Genomic DNA, 23,249 nt, shown 5'->3' with positions numbered 1-23,249 from the left:
GCGGGTCCAACCGGGCACGCCGCCCTGGCCGAAGGGGGACCGGCCGCGCGCCGTCCGCTAGAGTAATAGGCGCTCGGGCCTTGGACCCCTTACAGGAGACTTCTATGGGCGACATCCGCGTGATCGGCGACCCGGTGCTGCGCAGTCCCGCCGCGCCGGTCACCGAGTTCGGCAAGGATCTGCGGCGGCTGATCGACGAGATGATGGAGGCGATGTACGCCGCGGACGGCGTCGGCCTCGCCGCGCCGCAGATCGGCGTGCCGAAGCGGTTGTTCGTGTACGACGTGAGCGGCCGCAAGGGCCACGTCGTCAACCCCGAGCTGACGGTCGACGACGCCGACACGGTCCTGGACCAGGAGGGCTGCCTGTCGATCCCCGGCCGCGCGACCGGCAAGCCGCTGTACGCCGCCACGCCACGCGCGGCCGGCGTGACCGTGCGCGGCGCCGACCGCCTCGGCCGTCCGGTGGTGCTGAAGGCGCGCGGCCTGACGGCCCGCTGCTTCCAGCACGAGTGCGACCACCTCGACGGCGTGCTCTACGTCGACCACCTCGCCAAGGACACCGCCCGCGGCATCCTGCTCCAGGCGCCCTGACGCCGGAGCGGGGTCTCAGAGCAGGAGCGCCTTGATCTCCTGGTACTCCTCCAGGCCGTGCTCGCCGAGCTCGCGTCCCACGCCCGACTGCTTGTAGCCGCCGAACGGCGCGGACGGGTCGAAGCGCCCGCCGTTGATCGCGACCTGGCCGGTGCGCAGCCGCCGCGCCACGGCGACCGCGGCCTCCTCGGTGTCCGCCCACACCGCGCCCGCCAGGCCGTACGGCGTGCCGTTGGCGATCTCGACGGCCTCGTCCACGGTGATGTACGGCACGATGACCAGCACCGGCCCGAAGATCTCCTCCTGCTCGATCGCCATGCCGGGCTCCACCCCGGCGAACACGGCGGGCTCGACGTAGAAGCCGCGCTCCCGCGGCGGGTCGGTGCCGCCCGCGACGAGCCGGGCACCCTCCTCCTGGCCCCGGTTGACGTAGCGGACCACCCGGTCGCGCTGCGCCGCGGACACCAGCGGGCCGAGGCGGGTGGTCTCGTCGAACGGGTCGCCGACGGTGTACCCGGCCGCGGCGGCCACCGACAGCTCCACGGCCTCGTCGTAGTGGTCGCGGTGCACGAGCATGCGGCTCCACGCCGAGCAGGTCTGCCCGGAGTTGAGATAGGCGTTCGCCACCCCCACCTTGACCGCGGCCCGCAGGTCGGCGCCGGGCAGGATCACGTTGGCCGACTTGCCGCCGAGCTCAAGGGCGACCCGTTTGACCGTGTGGGCGGCCAGCGCCGCCACCCTGCGCCCGGCGCGGGTGGAACCGGTGAACGACACCATGTCGACCCCGGGGTGGGCGGCCAGCGCCTCCCCCACCACCGGCCCGAGGCCGCTGACCATGTTGAACACGCCGGGGGGCAGCCCGGCGTCGTGGAGGATCTCGGCGAGGGCGTACGCGGCGAGCGGCGCCACCTCACTCGGCTTGAGCACCACGGTGCACCCGGTGGCGAGGGCGGGCGCGACCTTGCACACCACCTGGTGGAGGGGGTAGTTCCACGGGGTGATCGCGGCGACCACCCCGGCGGGCTCGCGCACGATCAGCGAACCGCCCGACCGACGGCCCGTCTCGTCGAGGTCGGCGGCCATGCGGGCGTGGTCCTCCAGCACCGTGAGCGGCAGGAGGGTCTGCACCTTCAGCGCCATGGCGCACGGCGCGCCCATGTCGGTGGAGATGATCCGCGCGACCTCCCCGGCCCGGTCGCGCAGCAGCCCCGCCGCGGCCCGCAGCAGCGCGCCGCGCTCGGCGGCGGGGGTCCGCGACCACGCGGGGAACGCCTCCCGGGCGGCGGCGACGGCGCGGTCCACGTCGTCCGGCGAACCGGCGGGCACGCGGTCGATCACCTGTTCGGTCGCCGGATCGACGACGTCGGTCCCGTCTCCCGAGGAGGACGGGACCCACGTTCCGCGCACGTAAAGCTGCCGCATTCTCCACCCTCGCACCCTGGCGGCGCCCGCCCCCGGAAGGGGCGACCGGCGTCTACCCGAACGACGTTACGGCGCGGCCCGCGGGATGGTCACTCCCTGATGCCGGATGTTGACAACTCGCAACCTGAACGGTACTCACGCGCGTTCGCCCGGCCTCATCGCCCGGGGGCGAACGCGCCGCGACCGACCTGGATCAGGTGAAGATCGGCGACCGGGTGCGGGAGCGCTTGATCTCGAAGAAGCCGTCGGTGCCCGCGACCAGCAGCACGCCGTCCCACAACCTGCCGGCGTCCTCGCCCTTGGGTGCGGGGCTGACGACCGGGCCGAAGTAGGCGACGTCCCCCACCGAGATCACCGGGGTGCCGACCTCCTGGCCGACCAGGCCGATGCCGCGGTCGTGCGAGCGGCGCACGGCCTCGTCGTACTGGGTGGAGTCGGCGGCCGCCACCAGGCCGGGGTCCAGGCCGAGGGATTCGAGCGCCTCGCCGAGCGTCCCGCGGACCGCGGCCACACGGTCCTGGCCCTTGGTCTCGCCGAGGGCCGCCTGGTTGTGTATACGGGTCCCGATCGCGGTGTAGAGGTCGCCGAGGATGTCCTCGCCGTACTTCTCGGCGGCGGCCTGCAGCACGCGCACCGGAGCCATGGCGTCCCGGAGGGTTTCGCGGTACTCGGCGGAGATTTCCTTGTCCTCGTTCAGCACGCCGAGGCTCATGATGTGCCAGCGAGGCTCGATCTCCCGTACCTTCTGAACCTCCAGGATCCAGCGGGACGTCATCCAGGCCCACGGGCACAGCGGGTCGAACCAGAAATCGACCGGGGTTCGTTCGGTCATGCCACTCATGCTCCCTGTACGGAGGTTCGTGGTCGCGGCACTCCGCGACAACAACCCCCAACCCACCCCGTGCGCCGTTCTATTCCAGTCTGAAGGAGTATGGAAATACGAAGCACCGGCGTGCGGCCGCCGGGCGGAAACCCGTGCGCCATCACGGCGCCCGACGTGGCAGGATTCATGCATCCCTTCCGCGAGGAGGCGGGAGGTGGGCCAGACGAGGAGTGGATGTGGCAGGCAATTTGACCCGCGATGAGGCCCGGGACCGGGCCCGACTGCTCGACGTCGAGTCCTACTCCGTCGAGCTCGACCTCACCGAGGGCGAAGAGCGCTTCGAGAGCATCACGACGGTCCGCTTCTCCTGCGCGGAGTCCGGCGCGTCCACGTTCATCGACCTGGCCGAGGCGAAGCTCCGCGCCGCCACGCTGAACGGCACGGCGCTCGACGTCTCCACCTACGACGCCGCCAAGGGCCGGCTGCCCCTGCCGGGTCTCGCCGCCGTCAACGAGCTGCGCGTCGACGCCGACCTCGTGTACATGCGCACCGGCGAGGGCCTCCACCGGTTCGTGGACCCCGTCGACCAGAAGGTCTACCTGCACTCGCAGTTCGAGACGTCCGACGCGCACCGCATGTACGCCTGCTTCGACCAGCCCGACCTCAAGGCGACCTTCGAGCTGACCACGCTCGTGCCGGGCGAGTGGGAGGTCGTGTCCAACGCCGCCCCCGACACGGTCGAGGAGCTGGAGGAGCACCAGGGCCGCCACGGCACGCTGCAGCCCGCCAAGCGGTGGCACTTCCCGCCCACGCCGGTGATGTCGACGTACATCACCGCCCTGGTCGCCGGGCCGTACTCGGTGGTGCGCGACGAGCACGACGGCATCCCGCTCGGCGTCTTCTGCCGGGCCTCGCTGGCCGAGCACCTCGACGCGGACAACGTCCTCGAGGTCACCAAGCAGGGCTTCGACTTCTTCCACCGGGTCTTCGGGCTGCGCTATCCGTTCGGCAAGTACGACCAGTTGTTCGTGCCGGAGTTCAACGCCGGGGCCATGGAGAACGCCGGCGCGGTGACGCTGCTGGAGGACTACATCTTCCGTTCCCGCGTCACCGACGCCATGGTGGAGCGCCGCGCCGAGACCATCCTGCACGAGATGGCCCACATGTGGTTCGGCGACCTGGTCACCATGCGCTGGTGGGACGACCTGTGGCTGAACGAGTCGTTCGCCACGTACATGTCGGTGTTGTGCCAGGCCGAGGCCACCCGCTGGGGCCAGGCCGCGTGGACCACCTTCGCCAACGTCGAGAAGGCCTGGGCCTACCGCCAGGACCAGCTTCCCTCGACCCACCCGATCGCCGCGGACATCCCGGACATGCAGGCGGTCGAGGTGAACTTCGACGGCATCACCTACGCCAAGGGCGCGGCGGTGCTCAAGCAGCTCGTCGCCTACGTCGGGCTGGACAACTTCCTCGCCGGCGTGCGCGACTACTTCGGCGAGCACGCCTGGGGCAACACCGAGCTGAAGGACCTGCTGTCGGCCCTGGAGCGCACCTCCGGGCGCGACCTGTCCTCCTGGTCCAAGGAGTGGCTGGAGACCACCTGGGTCAACACGCTGCGCCCGTCGTTCACGGTGGACGGCGAGGGCCGGTTCCTGTCGTTCGACGTGCTGCAGGAGGCCCCGGCCGACCACCCGACCCTGCGGTCCCACCGCATCGCGATCGGCCTGTACTCCTGGTCGGACGGCGCGCTCACGCGGGTCCGCCGCGTGGAGCTCGACATCGTGGGTGCCCGCACCGCGGTGCCGCAGCTCGTCGGCGAGGCGCAGCCCGACCTGGTGCTGCTCAACGACGACGACCTGACGTACGCCAAGATCCGGCTGGACGAGCGCTCGCTGCGCACGCTGGTGGACGGCGGCATCGCGGCGTTCACCGAGTCGCTGCCGCGCGCCCTGTGCTGGTCGGCGGCCTGGGACATGACGCGGGACGCCGAGACCGCCACCCGCGAATACGTGCGGCTGGTCGCCTCCGGGGTGCACTCCATCACCGACATCACCGTCCTGCAGACCGTGCTGCGGCAGGCCACCCAGGCCGTCCGGCTGTACGCCGACCCGGCCTGGCGCCCGCAGGGCCTCGCGGAGCTGTCGGCGGCGCTGCGCGGGCTGATCGGCACGGCCGAGCCGGGGTCGGACCACCAGCTCTCCTACGTCAACGCCTTCACCGGCGTCGCCACCTCGCCCGAGGACCTCGCGTTCGTCCGGGGCATCCTCGACGGCACCGCGGTGCCCGAGGGCCTCACCGTGGACGCCGACCTGCGGTGGTCGCTGATCCACTCGCTGGTGAGCGGCGGCGTGCTCGGCCCGGACGACATCGCGGCCGAGCTGCGGCGCGACCCGACGGCGACCGGTGAGCGGTCCGCGGCCATGTGCCAGGCGTCCGTGCCGACCGCGGAGGCCAAGGCCGCGGCGTGGCAGGCCATCCTCGGCGGCACGCTGAGCGGCGCGATGCTGCGCTCCACGATCGTCGGGTTCGTCAACCCCGCCCACCCGGAGCTGCTCGAGCCGTACGGCGAGCGCTACTTCGACGAGGTCGGCCGCGTCTGGTCGGAATGGTCGTCCGACAGCGCGCAGCGCTTCGCCATCGGCTGCTACCCCGCGGTGCTGGTGGACCCGGCGACGGTGGCCCGCACCCAGGACCACATCTCCGCGGCGGCGCCGCCGCACGCGCTGCGCCGTCTCCTGCTGGAGGGCGCCGACGGCGTCAGCCGGGCGCTGCGCGCTCGGGCCAAGGACGCCTCGGCCGCCTGACGCCCGTCCGCGAGCCCGGCCCGCCTGACGTCCAAGTCCGGTTGGACGTCAGGCGGGCCGGTCGGTCATCGGGGTTCGGCGGCCTGTAAGCGCGCTGCAAGGAGCAGGCGCTGCAATGGGGACGCAGCACCAGGACAGCGGCCGTATCCATCGGGCCGCGCGAGGTCTACCGTGCGCGCTGTCACCGTATGCCCCGGAGGCTCCCCGTGATCATCGTCGTCGCCGGCGTCGTCGCCCTGCTCGTCATCCTCTTCGTCCTCTTCGCCGTCACGACCTACAACGGCCTGGTCCGCAGACGCGGGGCCGCCGACAACGCCTGGGCCCAGATCGACGTGCAGCTCAAGCGCCGCCACGACCTGATCCCGAACCTCGTGGAGACCGTCAAGGGCTACGCCGCGCACGAACGGCAGACCCTGGAGGCCGTCATCGCGGCCCGGCACCACGCGGTCGCCGCGCGGGGGCCGCAGGACCAGGCCGCCGCGGAGAACATGCTCAGCGGCGCCCTGAAGAACCTGTTCGCCCTGTCGGAGGCCTACCCCGACCTCAAGGCCGACCGGAACTTCGCGGCGCTGCAGGACGAGCTGGCCACCAGCGAGAACCGCATCGCCTACGCGCGGCAGTACTACAACGACGCCGTGCTGACCTACAACAACGGCATCCAGACGGTGCCGGCGAACATCGTGGCCGGCATGAGCGGCTTCACGCCGCGGCCGTACTTCGAGGCCCCCGGCGCGGAGCGCGGCCCCGTCCAGGTCCGTTTCTGAGCCTTCCGATCCCCGATGACGATCGTCCTGCTGTTCCTGGCGGCCACGGCCGTCGCGCTCGCGCTGTGGGCGCTGCTGGTCGCCGCCCTGTCCTACGCGACCCGCTCCCCCGCCGTACGCCCGGGGCCCGCGACCGGCGAGCTGCGGCCCGAGTCGCCCGCGGTGGTCGACCTGATCACCGGGAACTGGCGGCTGTGCGACGAGGCCGCGTCGGCCACCCTGCTCGACCTCGCCGCCAAGGGGGCGGTGGAGATCGAGGAGATCGGTCCCGAGCTGTCCCTGGTGCGGGTGCGTGAGCCCCGCGGCCCGCTGGCGCCGTACGAGAAGCTGGTGTACGACCACGTGCGGTCGCTGGCCGTGGACGGGGTGGTGGCGACCGGCGCGCTCGCCGAGGGCGCCCGCAGCCTCGGCCGGTGGTGGAAGAGTTTCCGGCGCAAGGTGATCGACGAGGCCCGCGCGCAGGGCCTGTCCCGCGCCCGGTGGAGCAAGGCCCAGGCCACGCTGCTGACGTTCACCGCGGCGGTGCCCGCGGGGCTGGCGGGCCTCACGGTGGCGTTCCACGCCGACGACGACAGCCGGGGCGGGGGCATCGGTGCGGCCGTCATCGCGTTCGCGCTGCTCTCCGGCCTGGTGGGGCGGCTGAACGGCGAGCGGGGCACCGCCGCGGGGGCCGCGGCCGCCGGGTACTGGCTCGGCGTGCGCGAGCACCTCGCCGCCGGGGACGCCTACGCCGAGCGGCCCGCCGCGGCCGTGACGATCTGGGGGCGGCACATGGCGTACGCCGCCGCGCTCGGCCTCGCGGGCCGGGCGGTGGCGGGACTGCCGGTGAGCGTGCCCGCCGACGACCGGCGCGCCTGGTCCGACTACGGCGGCATGTGGCACGTGGTCGACGTGCGGTACCCGCGGCGGATCCTGCGGGGGCGGTCGCCGGCGGCGATCGCGCTGAGCGGCGCCGTCTCGGGGCTGTTCGCCGGGTTCTGGACGTGGATCGTGGGGATCGCGGTCAACGCCTTCGGCCTGTGGCCGGAAGCGCTGGTGCTGCCCGGTGGCCTGCTCGTGGGGGGCACCGTCGCGGCCCTGCCGATCGCGTGGGCCGTGGCCGACCTCGCCGCCAGGGCCGAGCTGGAGGGGCAGGTCGTGCGGCTGCGCCGCGTCAGGGTCAGCTCCGACAGCGACAGCAGCGTCAAGTACATCTACTGGGTGGCCCTGGACGACGGGCGGGCCCGGGAGGTCGTCGCGTACGGCGCGGACGAGGCCACGTGGCAGCCGCTCGCGGAGGGCGACGTGGTGCGGGCGCGGGTCTCGCGCCGGGTCGGGTGGGTCCACGAGGCCGAGATCCTGCGGCGCTCGCGGCACCGGGACACCGCGACGTACGACGACACGGGGGAGCACACGATCGACGCACCGCGCGACCTCGGGGAGGCGGGGCCGCTCGGCCCGGGGCGCGGCGAGCGGCCGGCGCGGGCGGCCGTGGTGCCGGACCGGGTCGCGGCGCTGCTGACACCCGCCGACCTGCGCCGGGTCCTGGGGGTCGAGACCGGGCCTGCGGGTGTGAACCCGGACGGGCCGGTCACACCGGGCTGGCTGGCCACCGAGTCGTGCCGGTTCCGCGGCACAGGGGTCAGGGGAGGCGCGGAGGTCACCGTGGACGTGTACGCGGCGTCCGGGCGGCGCGGCGGATACCTGATGGTGCTCGGGCACCTGCTCACCAGGGTCCAGGGCCGTCCGGTCGACGGCCTGGGGTCCGGCGCCATGCTGTACCCCGGGGTGATCGCGGCCCGCACCGGCAGCGGCACGTTCGCCGTCCACGTGCACTCCCCCGCCGGGCCGCCGCCCCCGGGCGCACTGGTGGCGCTCGCCCGCACGGCGGCGGAGCGTATGGAGGGCAGATCGCCGGTGGCGTGAGAGGGTGTCCGGGTGGATTCGCCCCGACATCTGCTCGCCGAGCTCGCCCGGCGCCACGCGTTCGCCGACCTCGGCGCGCTGGCACCCAAGGTCGTGCCCGAGGCGGTGCTGATCCCGCCGCTGTGCGAGTTCGGCCAGCGGCTGCTCACGCTGGACGCCGAGGACTTCGCCGCCGAGGTGGACGCCAAGACCGTGCCCGCCGGGCTGCGGCGGCGGGCCCGCGACTGCCACATGCCGCAGACGGCGCGCGAGCAGCCGCGGGGCGCGCTGGCGTCGCTGCGCCCGGCGTACGGCCTGCTCCTTGAGGTGATCAAGGTGCGGTGGGAGCGCCGCGAGCTCAGCTCGATGATGGCGGCCGTGCACATCGCCGCGGAGTACCTGCCGCTGCTGGCGTTCGAGCCGGTGCTCGGGCACGCGGGCGACCCCGCCCGCTGGCCGGAGGGCCTGCGGGCCGAGGGCAGCCGGTTCGGCGCCATCGGGGACCGCGAGTGCGACCACACCAAGCCCGAGAAGTCGGCCGCCGACCGCACGCTGCGGGTGGCGCAGGAGCCACCCACGGGCTGGCGCGCCTACTTCGACCGCCAGCACAGCCAGCTCGCCGGCGCGCTCGCCACCTGCGTGGCCCGCTGCCGCACCCCGTGCACCGCGATGGACTGGGTGCCCGCCGAGGCGCGGGCCGGCCTGGTGGACCGCTGCAAGGCCGCCCGCGCGTTCGCCGACACGCCGCTCGTGCGGCTCCGGCACGCCGCCCCGGTGGGCCACGGCTTCGGGGTGCCGTCCCCCGAGGAGGTGCAGGAGGCCTGGTCCCGCAGCCGGCTCCACCTCGCGCGGGGCGACGCGGGCCCCGCGGCCCTCACCGAGGACGGCTTCCCCCTGCCCGGCCTGCCCACGCTGTTCTCCGCGGTCGCCGCGGCCCCCATCCGGCCGGCCACCCTGCTGGCCGACGTCACCGCCCACCTGGTGCGCCTCATCGAAGGGCCCTGAGTCACCACACGGCCGGTCGGCGGTCTGCCCAGAAGCCGCCGACGGCCGCCTCGACCTGGGCGGAGACCGAGATCAGCGTGGACTCGGCGCCGACGCGTCCCGACAACATCACCCCGACCGGCAGGCCCTCCGGGGTCCAGTGGAGAGGGAGGTTGACCGAGGGCTGGCCGCTGACGTTGGAGGTGGCGGCGAACGGGGCGAAACGTTCCATGCGGCGGAACGTCTCCTCGGGGTCCTCGACGTCCTCGAACCACCCCACAGGAACGGGTGGCTCGGTGACGGTGGGCGACAGGATGGCGTCGTACTCGTTCATCACCAGGAAGGCGAAGCGGGTGGCGGTCTGCAGCGCCGACTGGGCCTGCAGGAACACCGGCGCCGGGGTGGCGAAGCCGCGCTCGCGCAGCCACCGGGTGAGGGGGCGCAGCTTGGGCTCCATCGACGGCTCCACCGGGTGCACGCCCGCGAAGCAGAACCACAGCTTCTCGAACTCCGGCACGATCGAGTCGCCGAAGGCCGGCGGCATGTCGACCACCTCGTGGCCGAGCGACTCCAGCAGGGCCGACGCCTTCTCGTATGCCGCGAGCACCTCCGGGTGCACCACGGCGCCCGGCACGACGGGCGTGGCGGTGCGGCCGATCCGCAGCCGCCCCGGCTCGCGGGTGACGGCCTCGGTGAACCCTACCTCGGGCGGCGGCGCGAGGTACAGGTCGCCCGGATGGTTGTGCGCCATGACCTCGAGCAGCGCCGCGGCGTCCGCCACCGTGCGCGTGATCGGGCCGTTGGTGGACAGGCCCGCGAGGTCCGGCAGGATCGGGGCGAACGAGATGCGGCCGCGGGTGGGCTTGATGCCGTACAGGCCGCAGAGCGACGCGGGGATGCGGATGGAGCCCGCCCCGTCGCTGCCGTGCGCGGCCGGGGCGAGCCCGGCGGCGACCGCGGCGGCGGCGCCCCCGCTGGAGCCGCCCGCCGAACGTGACAAATCCCACGGTGTGCGGGACGGCGGCGAAACGTAGGTCTCGGTGTAACAGGGCAGCCCGAATTCCGGGGTTGCGGTCTTACCCAGCATGATCGTGCCGGCCTCGCGGAGGCGCTCCACCATGCTGTCGTCCACGGGCGCGACGAACCCCTCGTAGGTCGCCGAGCCGAACAGGACCGGCACATCCTTCACGAGGTTCAGATCCTTGATCGGCACCGGCACACCGAGCAGAGGCGGCGGCTCGGCGCCCGACGCCAGCAGGGCCTCGGCGTCCCGTGCCTGCTCGAGGGCCAGTTCCGGGGTCGGCGTGACGAACGCGCCCACTTCGGCGTTCAGCCGGCCGACGCGTTCCAGGTAGTGCTCGGTGATCTCGACAGGGGACAGCTCACGGCGCCGGACGGCGGCCGCGAGCTCCAACGCTGTAAGATCGTGTATGTGCGCCACGCTTCCGCACAGTAAGGTGTGCGACCGGGAGTTATCTAGAGAGAAAAAATGTAGATACCCGCCTTTCACCGTACGAAGCGGGAACGCACGGCCACAAAAATGTGAACTAGCCAACACTAGGCACCGTCTGGGGCGTCAACTACCGTGAGTAGCGTGGATTCCGGCCTAGACCCAGACGACGGTCACAATACGTCACCCATCTGGGTGAGTGACCGCTCCTCGGAGCCGCGATCACAGCCGGCACCTCCCGAGGAGACTTACGCGCCCGTCGAGCGCGCTTCCCTGCTCGGCCTGCTCCAGCAGCCCAAGTACCGTCCGTTGCGCCTGCGCCTGTTGATCGCGCTGGGCGCCGGGCTGGTCGTCGGCATCCCGCTGTGGAGCTGGCGGCTGGGGCTCATCGCGGCGATCATCGCGGCGATCGCGGACACGATCTACCGTGCGCGCACGGTGTCCTCCGTCGCGCCCTGGCGGCGCGCCTCGGTGGCCGAGCGCCGCACCGAGGCCCAGTTGAAGAAACTCGAACGCAACGGGTACCTCACCCTGCACGCGCGAGCCATCCCCGGCAGCGACGCGCAGATCGACCACCTGGTCATCGGCCCGACCGGCGTGTACGCCGTCGACTCCGAGAAGTGGGACAAACGGCTGCCGGTTCGCGTCCAGTCGCATCGCAAGCTGTTCCACGGGCCGTTCAACCAGAAGCCGCGGCTCGACGAGGCCCGCTGGGAGGCGTCCCAGGCGAGCGAGCTCATCACCAAGGCGCTCGGCCATGAGGTCACGGTCGTGCCGTCCCTGGCGATCTACGGTCCGGCGATCCCGTGGAAGATCCTCAACATCCGCGAGGTCGACGTGTTCGACGGCGGGCGGGTGCGCAGGTGGATCACCAACCGGGAACGTTCCCTGACCCCGGAGGAGATCGAGGACATCTACGCGGTCGCCGCGGAAGTCCTGCCGGCGCGCTATCCCGAGAACTGACCGTCGGAAGGGTCCTTCGGGGCTTCCCGTCATCCACCACTGCCCCCGGGAGCCCCGAAGGATCTTCGCGTGTCCGGCCTGTGGACCGCCGGTCTCACCTGCCGGGCGGCGGCCGTACCATTTGAAGACCGAGCTGTCTTCGATGGGAGAACGGTCATGCCGGCCCTCAGGTCTCGTACGGTCACGCACGGCAGGAACATGGTGGGTGCGAGGGCCCTGCTCCGTGCCACGGGTGTGGCCGGCTCGGACTTCGGCAAGCCGATCGTCGCGGTGGCCAACAGCTTCACGCAGTTCGTGCCCGGTCACGTGCATCTGCGCGAGGTGGCCGACGTGGTGGCGGGGGGCGTCCGCGAGGCCGGGGGCATCCCGCGCGAGTTCAACACCATCGCCGTGGACGACGGCATCGCCATGGGCCATGGAGGCATGCTCTACTCCCTCCCGTCCCGCGAGCTGATCGCCGACGCGGTCGAGTACATGGTCAACGCCCACTGCGCCGACGCGCTGGTCTGCGTGTCCAACTGCGACAAGATCACGCCGGGCATGCTGCTGGCGGCGTTCCGGCTGAACATCCCCACGGTCTTCGTGTCCGGCGGGCCCATGGAGGCGGGCAAGGCCCCGGCGGGACGCAAGCTCGACCTCATCGACCCGATGATCGCCGCCGCGGACGACAGCGTGTCGGACGCCGAGCTGCTGGAGATGGAGGAGAACGCCTGCCCCACCTGCGGCTCGTGCAGCGGCATGTTCACCGCCAACTCCATGAACTGCCTGACCGAGGCGATCGGGCTGGCACTGCCCGGCAACGGCACCACGCTGGCCACCCACACCGCACGCAAGGCGCTGTTCGAGAAGGCCGGGCGGCAGATCGTCGAGCTGGCCACCCGCTACTACGAGCAGGACGACGCGTCGGTGCTGCCCCGGGCCATCGCCACCCGTGACGCGTTCGAGAACGCCATGGCGCTGGACGTCGCGATGGGCGGCTCCACCAACACGATCCTCCACCTGCTGGCCGCGGCCCGCGAGGCGGGCGTCGACTTCGGCCTCAAGGAGATCAACGAGCTGTCGCTGCGCGTGCCCGTCCTGTGCAAGGTCGCGCCCGCCACGTCCAAGTACCACGTCGAGGACGTCCACCGGGCCGGCGGCATCCCCGCCATCCTCGGCGAGCTCGACCGCGCCGGCCTGCTGCACCGCGACGCCCACAGCATCCACGCCGGCTCCCTGACCGAGTACCTCGGCGCCTGGGACCCCGCGTCCCCCACGGTGACCGACGAGGCGCTGGAGCTGTGGCACGCCGCCCCCGGCAACGTCCGCACGGTCAAGGCGTACTCCCAGAGCGCCCGGTGGGACTCCCTCGACCTCGACCGCTCCGAGGGCTGCGTCCGCGACCTCGCCCACGCCTACAGCCGCGACGGCGGCCTCGCCGTGCTGTACGGCAACATCGCCCCCGACGGCTGCATCGTGAAGACCGCCGGCGTGGACGAGTCCATCCTCCGCTTCAGCGGCCCCGCCGTGGTGTTCGAGTCCCAGGAAGACGCCGTGGAAGGCATCCTGGGCGGCAAGGTCACGGCCGGCGACGTGGTGGTCATCCGCTACGAGGGCCCGAAGGGCGGCCCCGGCATGCAGGAGATGCTCTACCCCACCAGCTTCCTGAAGGGCAAAGGCCTGGGCAAAGCCTGCGCCCTGATCACCGACGGCCGCTTCTCCGGCGGCACCTCCGGTCTCTCCATAGGCCACGCCTCCCCCGAGGCCGCCGAGGGCGGCATCATCGCCCTGGTCCAGAACGGCGACCAGATCGACATCGACATCCCGTCCCGCACCATAGAGCTCCGCGTCCCCGACCCCGAGCTGGCCACCCGCCGCGAGAAGCTGCTCGCCACCCTGGGCCGCTACCGCCCCGAATCCCGCACCCGCCCCGTGAGCGCCGCCCTCCAGGCCTACGCCGCCCTGACCACCAGCGCCTCCACCGGCGCCTCCCGCGACCTCACCCAACTGGCCCGCTGACCCAACTGGCCCGCTGACCCAACTGGCCCGCTGACCCCACTGGCCCGCCGACCCGACACGGCCCACCCGGCGCACACGTGCCCCTCGGCACCACGGCACAAGGTACAACCCACCAAAGCCGCGTTCAGCCGAGGTCGGTGCCGCTCGGCGTCGCGTGCCACTCCAGCGCCTGCGGGTCGCACACGTCTGCCGGGGCCGTGGAGCAGCCGAAGTCGTGAGGCGACCGAAGTCGTGAGGCGGCCGAAGTCGTGAGGCGGCCGAAGTCGTGAGGCGGCCGAAGTCGTGAGGCGGCCGAAGTCGTGAGGCGGCCGAAGTCGTGAGGCGGCCGAAGTCGTGAGGCGGCCGAAGTCGTGAGGCAAGGACAGGGCCGCCCCGAGCCGTGCGGACCCGGCACTGAGCGGGCGGGGCCGGGTCCACGCTCCATGTGGCGCCGCGACGGCGCGACGATGTACGGCGACCCCGGCGCCACTGCACGGCGGGACACCAGCCGGTCTGGTGCGCGACCCGGCCTTCAGTGAAGGTTCATGGGACGCTCGCGCAGGATGATCACGACGATCGCCGACGCGAGTATCGCGATCAGCTTGCCCACTTCGTGTCCCATGGAAGTGGCTCATGGTCACCGGGCTGACCGGAGCAGGGAGTCTCGTCGACGGGGCACCGCGACGAGGACGCCGCCGGATCGGCTCGGGAAAGCGTGAGGAGAAGCCGTACCCTTGTGGCATGCCGCGTTATGACTATCGTTGCCGTGCCTGTGGGTCGACGTTCGAGGTCTCCCGCCCGATGTCCGCGTCCGGAGACGCCGTGGCGTGCCCTGAGGGGCACGACGACACGGTGAAGCTCCTCTCCACCGTCGCCGTCACCGGCGGCGCCACCGCCCCCCGCCCGTCAGGCGGCGGTTGCTGCGGCGGCGGCTGCTGCGGCTGACGGCCACCCGCCCGCGGCCCATGCCACCGGCGGCCCATGCCACCGGACGTCCATGACGCCAGCCGTCCATGACGCCAGCCGTCCATGACGCCGGACGTCCATGACGCCGGACGTCCATGACGCCGGACGTCCATGACGCCGGACGTCCATGACGCCGGACGTCCATGACGTCGGCCGTTGATGAGGCCCCGGCATGTCTGGGATGTGCCCCGGGGGTCGGGCGGGGGTGCCGGCCCCCGGGGCGTCCGGTGTGGGCCGGGGCTTCAGGCGGCGGTCACGCTTCGGCGTTGGAAGGGGAGGTAGCGCTCGGCTCTGTGGGGACGGGCGGGGACCAGGGTGGGTTCCACCGCGACTATGCGGTCGAAGCGGAAGGCGCGGATGCCTAGGGCGGTGCGGCACCAGCCGACCAGGTACCAGTGGGTGCGGTGGACGAGGCAGGTGACGGGTTCCACGTCACGGGAGGTGACGCGGGAGGCGGCGTCGCGGTAGTGGAGGCGGATCACCTGGCGGCCGGTGACGGCGCTCGCGATGGTGCGGGCGCGGCGGGCGACGTCGGGGGGGAGCGGGGTGGTGAGGGTGTCCAGGGTGGAGGCGGTCACCTCGTCATCGAGGTCGAGCATGTCGAACACCCGGCGCAGTCCGCGGCGGGCGGTCACGGCCTGCGGGCCCTCGCCGAGGTGGGCCAGGGAGAGGGCGAGAGCGGCTATCTCGGCGGTCGTCAGGAGCGGCGTGGTGACGTTTGCCATACCACTACACTAGCCGCCGGGTACGACATTTTTCGAACACCAGATCTGAAACGCGCACCCCCGCAAGGTGACGCTTCCTTGCCCACCGGTAACGGCGCCCTACCTCTGCGGCCAGGTCAGCGGGCACACGCCACCCCCCACGCACCCGGGTGGGCGCGAGGGGGATGGTGAGTGCTCAGGCCGCGGTCTCCGATAAGTACGGAGCCCACTGGGGGTCGCCGTCGAACTGCGCGCCGATGAGACGCCAGTGGGCGCCCCTCGGCACGGCCGGGGCCACCCGCAGTGTCCAGCCGATCTCGTCGAGCAGGCGATCGGCCTTGCGGTGGTTACAGGTCATGCACGAGGCGACGCAGTTCTCCCACGTGTGCAGCCCCCCACGGGAGCGGGGCAGCACGTGGTCGATGGTCTCCGCGCGCTGGCCGCAATAGGCGCAGCGGTAGTCGTCCCGCCGCATCAGCGCGGCCCGGGTGAGCGGGATGCGTGAGCGGTAAGGGATTCGGACATAACGCCGCAACCGAATCACCGAGGGGACGTCCACCGTGCAGGAGGCCGAGCGCAGTACGGCGCCCCGCCCGTCACGATGCACGACGTCCGCCTTCTCCCTGATCACCAGCACCACGGCGCGGTGCAGGTTCAAGGTGGTGAGCGGTTCGAATGTCGCGTTGAGCAGAAGCACCTGGCGCATCAGCGGGGCCTTCCCGCCGCGCAGGATCGAGAAGGGGGTGCGCTGGTGCACACCCCGGGTTGCGGCCCGTCGGATTGGGCTCCGGATGATTCCGTCACGTGCACCTCCGCCGAGCGGTCCGGTGGATGGGTTCCACGGCACCGCCCTCAGCAAGTGTGGCCTTTCGGTCGACCCTCCCGCCACCCCAATTAACGGTCGTGTCGTCCAGGACCCCGCCTTTCGGTTTATGTCCGGTTGTACCCGCTAAGCAAACCTTTCCGGGAAAGATCACTCTTCTCCCGCCAGATCAGCCCACGGCGAAGCCGGACTCCTTCCGTCCGCCCATCATGACGAAGGTGCCATAAGCTCGCCATCATGACGCGAGAGCCGTACCCGAACGCCCGCCGTGACGACATCGTGGACGATCTCCACGGCACGCCGGTGCCCGACCCGTACCGCTGGCTCGAGGACCCCGAGGCCCCCGCCACCAAGGAATGGCTCGACGCGCAGGCCGATCTCTTCGCCAAGCAGATGGCGGCGGCCCCCCGGCGGGACGCGTTCCGCGACCGCGTCGCCGAGCTGGTGAGCTCCGGCACGATCGGGGCCCCGGTGTGGCGGCGTGACCGGCGCTTCTTCATGCGCCGCACCCCCGACCAGGAGCACGCCGTGCTCTACACGGCGGACCCCGGCGGCACCGAGCGGCCGCTGCTCGATCCGATCGCCATGGACCCCTCCGGCCTGACCACGGTCGACTCCTGGCAGCCCGACAAGGAAGGCCGCGCGCTCGCCTACCAGATCTCCGTGGGCGGCGACGAGGAGTCCAACCTCTACGTGATCGACGTGGCGACCGGCGAGCGGCTGGACGGCCCCATCGACCGCTGCCGCTACTCCCCCGTCGCCTGGCTGCCCGGCGGCGAGGCCTTCTACTACGTCCGCAGGCTGGCTCCGGGCGAGGTGCCCGCCGGCGAGGAGCAGTACCACCGCAGGGTCTACCTCCATCGCGTCGGCACGCCCGTCGAGCAGGACGTCATGATCTTCGGCGAGGGCCTGGAGAAGACCAACTACTACGGCGTCTCGGTCTCCATGGACGGCCGGTGGCTGAGCGTCTCGGCCTCCCGGGGCACCGCGCCGCGCAACGACCTGTGGGTGGCCGACCTGTCCGCCTCGTCCCTGGAGACGCCCGAGCTGACCACCGTGCAGCAGGACGTGGACGCCCAGACCGTGCTGCAGTTCGGCAGGAACGACCGGGTCTACGTCTTCACCGACCGCGACGCGCCGCGCGGCCGCATCTGCGTGACCGAGCCGGGGCGGTTCGCGGCCGAGCACTGGCGCGAGCTGGTCGGCGAGGACGCCGAGGCCGTGTTGTCGGACTTCGCGATCCTCGACGACCTGGAGCGCCCGGTCATGCTCGCGGGCTGGACCCGCCACGCGGTCAGCGAGATCACCGTGCACGACCTCGTCACCGGCGAGCGTGTCGGCGAGGTGCCGCTGCCGGGCCTCGGCAGCATCGGCGCGATCACCGAGCACCCCGAGGGCGGCCACGAGGCGTGGTTCGGCTACACCGACCAGACCAGCCCCACCAGCATCCGCCGTTACGACGCCCGCACCGGCGAGACCACCCTGTGGGAGGCGGCGCCGGGCGCGGTCGAGGTGCCCGAGGTGACCACCGAGCAGGTGGTGTACCGCTCGGCGGACGGCACCGAGGTCCACATGATCGTCACCTCGCGCCCCGGGGACGGCCCCCGGCCGACCATCCTGTACGGCTACGGCGGCTTCGGGGTGTCCATGGTCCCCGGCTTCTCGGCCGGCACCCTGGCGTGGGTGGAGGCCGGCGGTGTGTACGCGGTGGCGCAGCTACGCGGCGGCGGCGAGCAGGGCGAGGAGTGGCACCGGGCCGGCATGCTCGGCGGCAAGCAGCGGGTCTTCGACGACCTGCACGCCGCGGCCGAGCACCTGATCGCCACCGGGGTCACCACGCCGGACCGGCTCGCCATCTCCGGCGGCTCCAACGGCGGCCTGCTGGTGGGCGCCGCGCTCACCCAGCGTCCCGACCTGTACGCCGCCGTGGCCTGCGCGGCGCCGTTGCTCGACATGGTCAGGTACGAGCAGTTCGGCCTCGGCGCCACCTGGAACGTCGAGTACGGCTCGGCGTCCGTGCCCGAGGAGTTCGGCTGGTTGTGGGGCTACTCCCCCTACCACCACGTGCGCGAGGGGGTGCGCTACCCGGCCACGCTGTTCCTCGTGTTCGGCTCCGACACCCGGGTGCACCCGCTGCACGCCTGGAAGATGTGCGCCGCGCTGCAGCACGCCCAGTCCGACCCCGACCGGCCCGTCCTGCTGCGCAACGAGGCCGAGGTCGGCCACGGCGCCCGCGCGGTGAGCCGCTCGGTCGAGATGATGGCCGACCAGCTCGCCTTCCTGGCCCGCCACACCGGTCTCACCGGCTGAGGCCCTCGCGGGTCCCCGGCGAGCGGCCTGCCCGGCCGGTCAGCGGGGGAAGACGATGGTCTTGTGGCCGTCCAGCAGGACGCGTTGCTCGGCGTGCCAGCGGACGGCCCGGGCCAGGGCCAGGCGTTCGACGTCGCGGCCCATGGCGGCGAGGTCCTCGGGCGAGTGGGTGTGGTCGACCCGGGCGACCTCCTGCTCGATGATGGGGCCCTCGTCGAGGTCGGCCGTCACGTAGTGGGCGGTCGCGCCGATCAGCTTCACGCCCCGGGAGTGCGCCTGGTGGTAGGGCTTGGCGCCCTTGAAGGACGGCAGGAACGAGTGGTGGATGTTGATCACCCGGCCGGACAGCTTGGCGCACAGGTCCTCGGAGAGCACCTGCATGTAGCGGGCCAGCACCACGAGGTCCACCCGGTAGTGGTCGACCAGGGTGAGCACCTCGGCCTCCTGGCGCTGCTTGGTCTCGGGGGTGATGGGCAGGTGGTGGTAGTCGATGCCGTACGACTGGGTGAGCGGCCGCAGGTCGGGGTGGTTGGACACCACCGCGACGATCTCGATGTCCAGCAGGCCCGAGCGCGTGCGGTACAGCAGGTCGTTCAGGCAGTGACCGAGCTTGCTCACCATGACCAGCACCCGTGGCTTGACCGCCAGGTCGTGCAGGCGGAACTCCATGGCGAGCTCGGGGGCGAGGCCCGCGAACAACCCGCGCAGGCCGGCCTCGGCGAGGTCCGAGGTGAACTGCACGCGCATGAAGAACCGCCCCGCGCCCGCGTCGCCGAACTGCTGGCTCTCGGTGATGTTGCAGCCGTGCGCGGCCAGCAGGCCCGACACGGCGGCCACCACCCCGGGCCGGTCCGGGCAGGACAGCGTCAGCACGTACTCGGAGCTCATCTCACCCCTCCACCTCGCGTTGAGGAAGGTTACCGCTCCGAGGGGTGATCGTGGCCGGGCCTTCCACAGGTTGGACGCGCCTGCCCGCCCACCGGGCACGAACGGCCAGTACAGTGGCGCCGGGCGAGCGGAGAGGAGCCGGAGCGTGCTGAGATGGGACGCGCTTTCACCGGGGGAGAAGCGGGCGGCCGTCGCGCTGGCGGCGATGCTCCCCGGCTACGTCAACGCGGTGTTCGTCGCCGAGCACCTCGCCGAGGCCATCGCCTGGCAGCGCGGCGAGCTCACCGACGAGGAGCTGATGGAGCGCACCGGCTGGATACTCAACGCCACGCCGGAGCAGTACGCCGAGATGGCGATCAGGGCGGCCCAGGCGGCCGGCGTGGACCCGGTGGAGTGGCTGGAGGCCATGAAGGGCGCGTACGCCGAGCAGCGGGCCATCGCGGCCGAGCTGGAGCGGCAGGGCGAGCGGCGGCCGAAGGGCCGTCCCGACGAGTTCTGGGACATCGTCAACGCCAACACCTGGCCGGAACCGCCGGACGACCTTGACCAGTGACCGGCCGGCGGCCCGGGTCGTCTGCGTGGACGCGCTCGGACGGGTGCTGCTGATGCGCTGGCGCGACACCGTGAGCGGTGAGGTGTTCTGGGAGCCCCCCGGCGGCGGGATCGACGCCGGCGAGACGCCGCTGGCCGCCGCCCGCCGCGAACTGACCGAGGAGACCGGCCTGCCCGGCGAAGCGGTGCTCGACACGTGGATACCGGTGCCGCGTGACTTCCACTGGCTCGGCGTGCACTACGTCAAGGTGGAGCCGTTCTACCTGGCCCGCTTCGCCGCCGTCCCCGAGGCCGCGCCGGTCGTGCTCACCGCCGAGGAGAGCGAGACGTGTCTCGGCAGCGCCTGGCTCTCCTCCGCCGAGATCGCCGCGCTGCCCGATCCGGTCAAGCCGCCGGACGTGGTGGAGATCGCCGCTGAGCTCGTACGGCGCGCCGAGGGCTGCGCGTCCGGCGCCTAAATACCTATAAATCGCTTTTTTCGGTAAACAGCTTCACTCATTCCTCCGGTTCCCGGGGCGTTACTCGATCGAGACGCCGGACCGGCATTCCGGCACGCCCGCGAAAGCGTCCAACGACGCATGGGAATGCCGCACCCGTTCCCGCAGCCAGGGAGAACGCAGGGAAGGACAGTGGAATGGCCGACAAATCACCATCTCCCCGGCCTTGGGGGGCAAAACCCGGAAAGGAGGCAAATAATCCAGAAATACGCCTTACCCAGCGCGGCCTGCTGGGCCTGGCGGCGGGTGTCGCGCTGACGGCTGCCGGCGGGGTCTGGTATTTCTGGGCCTACGCCGAGCGCGCCCTCAGCATCCACGGGGTGGGCGCGCTGACGGTCGCCGGCACCGGCCTCGCGATGACCGCGACGATGTTGCCCCGGCAACTGCGCGCCCGATGGCGGGTACGCGCCGGTGTCATCGGCACGGTGGTGGCCCTCGCCTTCGCCGGGGCCGCGATCATCCCCCAGGCGTCGGCAGTCCCGATGGCCCCAGCCGGACCCGCGGGGCCCGCTGGACCCGGTGGACCCGGCGGCCCGATGAACCCGGACGCTTCCGTCGTCCCAGGAGCCCCGTTCACCCCGGGCCCCCCGCCGCCCCGGCCCGGACGGCATCACGACCGGCCGGAGTGCCACGACGAGGACGGGCGGCCGGCGCACGACCCCACGCCTCCGTCCGGCCGGCATCCTGGCCCGGTCGCGGTCACGCCGTCGGGCCGGGGGCTTGTCGCTCCTCGCCGCACAACTCGGCGAGAGCGGCGGCGATGTCGGAGTCGGCGGGGTCCAAGGTCTGGGCGCGGCGCAGGTCGGCCAGGGCGTGGGCGGCGCGGCCAAGGGCACGCAGGGCCATCGCGCGGTTGAAGTGGGCCTCCGCGCCGGCACCGAGGCCGATGGCGCGGGTCAGGTCCGCGACGGCGCCCTCCGGGTCGCCGCCGTCGTAGCGCAGGGTCGCCCGGCTCGCCCACGTCTGCGCGAGCTCGGGGTCGGCGGCCAGGGCCGCGGCGAACGCCGCCTCGGCCGCCTCAGGACGTCCCGCCGCCGTCTCCAGCTGCCCGAGCACGCAGCACAGGTGCGGGTCCCCGGGCGCCAGTGCCAGCCCGGCCTCGACGTCCGCGCGGGCCTGGTCGTCCAGGCCGAGCCGCAGCAGCAGCCCGGCGCGGTTGATGTAGGCGTCCAGGCAGCCGGGGTCGAGCTCCAGCACCCGGTCCAGGTCGGCGCGGGCACCCGGCAGGTCGTCCAGGTCGAGCAGCAACTGGGCGCGGTTGTAGTGCGCCTCGGGCAGCGGTGGGCTCAGCCGCATCGCGGTCTCGTAGTCGGCGAGCGCGGCGTCCGGCCGGCCCATGCGGAACAGCAGCGTGCCCCGGTCCAGGTAGTGATCGGGGTGGTCGGGGTCGACGGCGATCGCGGCGTCCAACTCGGTGAGGGCCTCGGCGCGGCGGCCGAGCCCGGCGAGCACCTGGGCGCGGTTGGCCCGCAGGACCGAGCGGTGGATCAGATGGCGCCCGGGCGGCAGGCACTCCTCGGCCAGGCCGACGGCCTGGTCCACCAGCGCGAGGGCCGCCTCGGCGTGGCCGCGCCGCATCTCGACGAGGGCCTTGCCGTTGAGGTCGAAGCCCAGTTTGAAGGCGCGGACGGCCGGGTCGGGCAGCAGGGTGGAGATCGCGACGGCCTCGTTGACCCACCGCTCGGCACGGCCGAGGTCGCGCCGGGACGGGTCGGGGTGGCGGGCGTCCAGCATGGCGGTGCCGTACGCCGCCGCCGAGTGCACCTCGGGGTCGATGCTCGCCCCGCGGGCCGTGTCGTACAGCTCGCGCGCCTCGTCCACGCGGCCGAGCCCGGCGAGGGCGGTCGCGGCCGACTGGAGGAACGTCCACCAGTGCGCGGTGCCTGGCCCGGCGAGCCGCAGCCCGCGCCGGCCGAGGTCGGCGGCCGCATCCAGGAAACCCTCGGCCAGGCAGTGGTCCAGCGCCGCGAGCAGGGCCTCGGCGCCCGCGCCGCGGGGGTCGGCGCCGTGCTCGCGGTGGTAGGGGATGGCGCCGAGCAGGAACGACGGGTCTGCGGTGGCGGCGAGTTCGCCGGCGCGCCGGTCGTGCATCCGCGCACGCTCGGCGGCGGGCAGCGCACGGTACGCGGCGGCGGCGCGCGGGTCGTCCACGGTGCCGTCGGAGGCGATAAAGCGCTCCGCGAGGCCGTCCGGCTCGCCCCAAAGGCACGATCCGGTCGTTATCTGGCGACCTTTAAATGAATCCGGTGCCGGTGTGGCAGCACAGGCGACAATTGTCAATACCTCGGGGTCGAAACGGCGCAGGAGCGTGGCCAGCAGTTCACGGTCGGTGGGGTCGGCCTCGTGCACATCGCGGACCACGATGCCGCCGAGACGCACACCGCAGTCCCGGACGAATTCCGCGATCCCGTTGGCGATGCGCGACGTGCGCCGCGCGCCCGGCACCAGAATGCGCTCGTCCTGCGGCAGGACCTCGCTCAGCGGGCGGTGCCGCGCGGGCACCTGCCCGCGCAGGTCCACGGCGGCCGCCCTGATCTCGATGTCGTGCGTGGCGACCACGCCCGGCGCCCGCTCCGCGCCGGCCGGGACCAGGGCGCGGAGCAGGGATCCGCCGAAGGTGTAGGGCCCTCGCCGCCGGCGGTGCGCGTCGAGGACGAGGACAGGAGCGGGAAGGTCCAGGCCCGCGGCCACAGCCAGCCGCGCGCCGGACGATCCGCCGTGGATCCAGCAGTGGTCAGGGTGACGGCTCACCCTTTGTGAATCGCGCCGGCCGCGCCGGACAGACGGGCCATACCAGGCTTGCGGACAACGATCTTTTTCATCCCCGGGCCTCCTCGGGTCGGTC

At 72.5% G+C, this 23,249-nt stretch carries 18 protein-coding genes; 11 read left to right on the top strand and 7 right to left on the bottom strand.

Annotated elements, in window-relative coordinates; genetic code table 11:
* The first annotated feature begins 104 nt into the window (after positions 1 to 104).
* Positions 105 to 593, top strand: coding sequence for a peptide deformylase (def, locus tag ABGB17_RS23240; protein ID WP_347632923.1), 489 nt, complete (start codon positions 105 to 107; stop codon positions 591 to 593).
* 15 nt (positions 594 to 608) lie between these two features.
* Here def and ABGB17_RS23235 read toward each other — a convergent pair whose 3' ends face one another.
* Positions 609 to 2,015, bottom strand: a complete 1,407-nt coding sequence (locus ABGB17_RS23235; protein WP_347632922.1) for an aldehyde dehydrogenase family protein — start codon at positions 2,013 to 2,015, stop codon at positions 609 to 611.
* Between the two features lie 193 nt (positions 2,016 to 2,208).
* Positions 2,209 to 2,847, bottom strand: a complete 639-nt coding sequence (locus tag ABGB17_RS23230) for a disulfide bond formation protein DsbA (protein ID WP_347632920.1) — start codon at positions 2,845 to 2,847, stop codon at positions 2,209 to 2,211.
* Positions 2,848 to 3,074: 227 nt separating this feature from the next.
* Here ABGB17_RS23230 and pepN point away from each other — a divergent pair, with 227 nt between their 5' ends.
* The 4 genes from pepN (at position 3,075) to ABGB17_RS23210 (ending at position 9,295) form a co-directional block, all read left to right on the top strand.
* Positions 3,075 to 5,642 (top strand): aminopeptidase N, encoded by a 2,568-nt coding sequence (pepN, locus tag ABGB17_RS23225; RefSeq protein WP_347632918.1) that lies wholly within the window; start codon positions 3,075 to 3,077, stop codon positions 5,640 to 5,642.
* 206 nt (positions 5,643 to 5,848) lie between these two features.
* A complete protein-coding gene (locus tag ABGB17_RS23220; RefSeq protein WP_347632916.1) occupies positions 5,849 to 6,406 on the top strand; it encodes a LemA family protein in 558 nt (185 codons plus the stop codon).
* Between the two features lie 15 nt (positions 6,407 to 6,421).
* Positions 6,422 to 8,311, top strand: a complete 1,890-nt coding sequence (locus ABGB17_RS23215; protein ID WP_347632914.1) for a hypothetical protein — start codon at positions 6,422 to 6,424, stop codon at positions 8,309 to 8,311.
* Positions 8,312 to 8,323: 12 nt separating this feature from the next.
* Positions 8,324 to 9,295, top strand: a complete 972-nt coding sequence (locus ABGB17_RS23210) for a hypothetical protein (protein ID WP_347632912.1) — start codon at positions 8,324 to 8,326, stop codon at positions 9,293 to 9,295.
* A 1-nt stretch (position 9,296) separates the two neighbouring features.
* Here the strand turns inward: ABGB17_RS23210 and ABGB17_RS23205 are convergent, their stop codons facing one another.
* Entirely contained in the window at positions 9,297 to 10,715 is a 1,419-nt protein-coding gene (locus ABGB17_RS23205; RefSeq protein ID WP_347632910.1) for an amidase, read from the bottom strand.
* A 204-nt stretch (positions 10,716 to 10,919) separates the two neighbouring features.
* Here ABGB17_RS23205 and ABGB17_RS23200 point away from each other — a divergent pair, with 204 nt between their 5' ends.
* The 3 genes from ABGB17_RS23200 to ABGB17_RS23190 all read left to right on the top strand — a co-directional run bounded on the left by ABGB17_RS23200 (position 10,920) and on the right by ABGB17_RS23190 (position 14,609).
* Positions 10,920 to 11,687: a nuclease-related domain-containing protein gene (locus ABGB17_RS23200; RefSeq protein WP_347632909.1), complete on the top strand. Its 768-nt coding sequence runs from the start codon at positions 10,920 to 10,922 to the stop codon at positions 11,685 to 11,687.
* 156 nt (positions 11,688 to 11,843) lie between these two features.
* A complete protein-coding gene (gene ilvD, locus ABGB17_RS23195; RefSeq protein ID WP_347632908.1) occupies positions 11,844 to 13,685 on the top strand; it encodes a dihydroxy-acid dehydratase in 1,842 nt (613 codons plus the stop codon).
* 720 nt (positions 13,686 to 14,405) lie between these two features.
* A complete protein-coding gene (locus tag ABGB17_RS23190) occupies positions 14,406 to 14,609 on the top strand; it encodes a zinc ribbon domain-containing protein (protein WP_347632907.1) in 204 nt (67 codons plus the stop codon).
* A gap of 263 nt (positions 14,610 to 14,872) precedes the next feature.
* On the opposite strand, the gene ABGB17_RS23185 is transcribed toward ABGB17_RS23190, so the two are convergent.
* Positions 14,873 to 15,355: a WYL domain-containing protein gene (locus tag ABGB17_RS23185; protein WP_347632905.1), complete on the bottom strand. Its 483-nt coding sequence runs from the start codon at positions 15,353 to 15,355 to the stop codon at positions 14,873 to 14,875.
* A gap of 175 nt (positions 15,356 to 15,530) precedes the next feature.
* The gene (locus tag ABGB17_RS23180; RefSeq protein WP_347632903.1) at positions 15,531 to 16,040 is read right to left on the bottom strand and encodes an HNH endonuclease; all 510 of its coding nucleotides are present in this window, start codon (positions 16,038 to 16,040) and stop codon (positions 15,531 to 15,533) included.
* A 354-nt stretch (positions 16,041 to 16,394) separates the two neighbouring features.
* Between ABGB17_RS23180 and ABGB17_RS23175 the strand changes: the two genes are divergently transcribed.
* A complete protein-coding gene (locus ABGB17_RS23175; protein WP_347632901.1) occupies positions 16,395 to 18,467 on the top strand; it encodes a prolyl oligopeptidase family serine peptidase in 2,073 nt (690 codons plus the stop codon).
* A 39-nt stretch (positions 18,468 to 18,506) separates the two neighbouring features.
* Here the strand turns inward: ABGB17_RS23175 and purU are convergent, their stop codons facing one another.
* Positions 18,507 to 19,355, bottom strand: a complete 849-nt coding sequence (purU, locus tag ABGB17_RS23170; protein ID WP_347632899.1) for a formyltetrahydrofolate deformylase — start codon at positions 19,353 to 19,355, stop codon at positions 18,507 to 18,509.
* A gap of 145 nt (positions 19,356 to 19,500) precedes the next feature.
* Between purU and ABGB17_RS23165 the strand changes: the two genes are divergently transcribed.
* Both ABGB17_RS23165 and ABGB17_RS23160 read left to right on the top strand, forming a co-directional pair.
* Positions 19,501 to 19,908, top strand: coding sequence for a hypothetical protein (locus tag ABGB17_RS23165; protein WP_347632897.1), 408 nt, complete (start codon positions 19,501 to 19,503; stop codon positions 19,906 to 19,908).
* Entirely contained in the window at positions 19,898 to 20,365 is a 468-nt protein-coding gene (locus tag ABGB17_RS23160; protein ID WP_347632896.1) for an NUDIX domain-containing protein, read from the top strand. Before ABGB17_RS23165 ends, ABGB17_RS23160 begins: the two co-directional genes overlap by 11 nt.
* Positions 20,366 to 21,103: 738 nt before the next feature.
* Here the strand turns inward: ABGB17_RS23160 and ABGB17_RS23155 are convergent.
* Entirely contained in the window at positions 21,104 to 23,155 is a 2,052-nt protein-coding gene (locus tag ABGB17_RS23155) for a tetratricopeptide repeat protein (RefSeq protein WP_347632894.1), read from the bottom strand.
* Between the last annotated feature and the right edge of the window lie 94 nt (positions 23,156 to 23,249).

Origin of the sequence: Sphaerisporangium sp. B11E5 (assembly GCF_039871875.1) — a bacterium.
Taxonomy (GTDB): domain Bacteria; phylum Actinomycetota; class Actinomycetes; order Streptosporangiales; family Streptosporangiaceae; genus Sphaerisporangium.
This window is presented reverse-complemented; position numbering and strand designations above follow the sequence as displayed.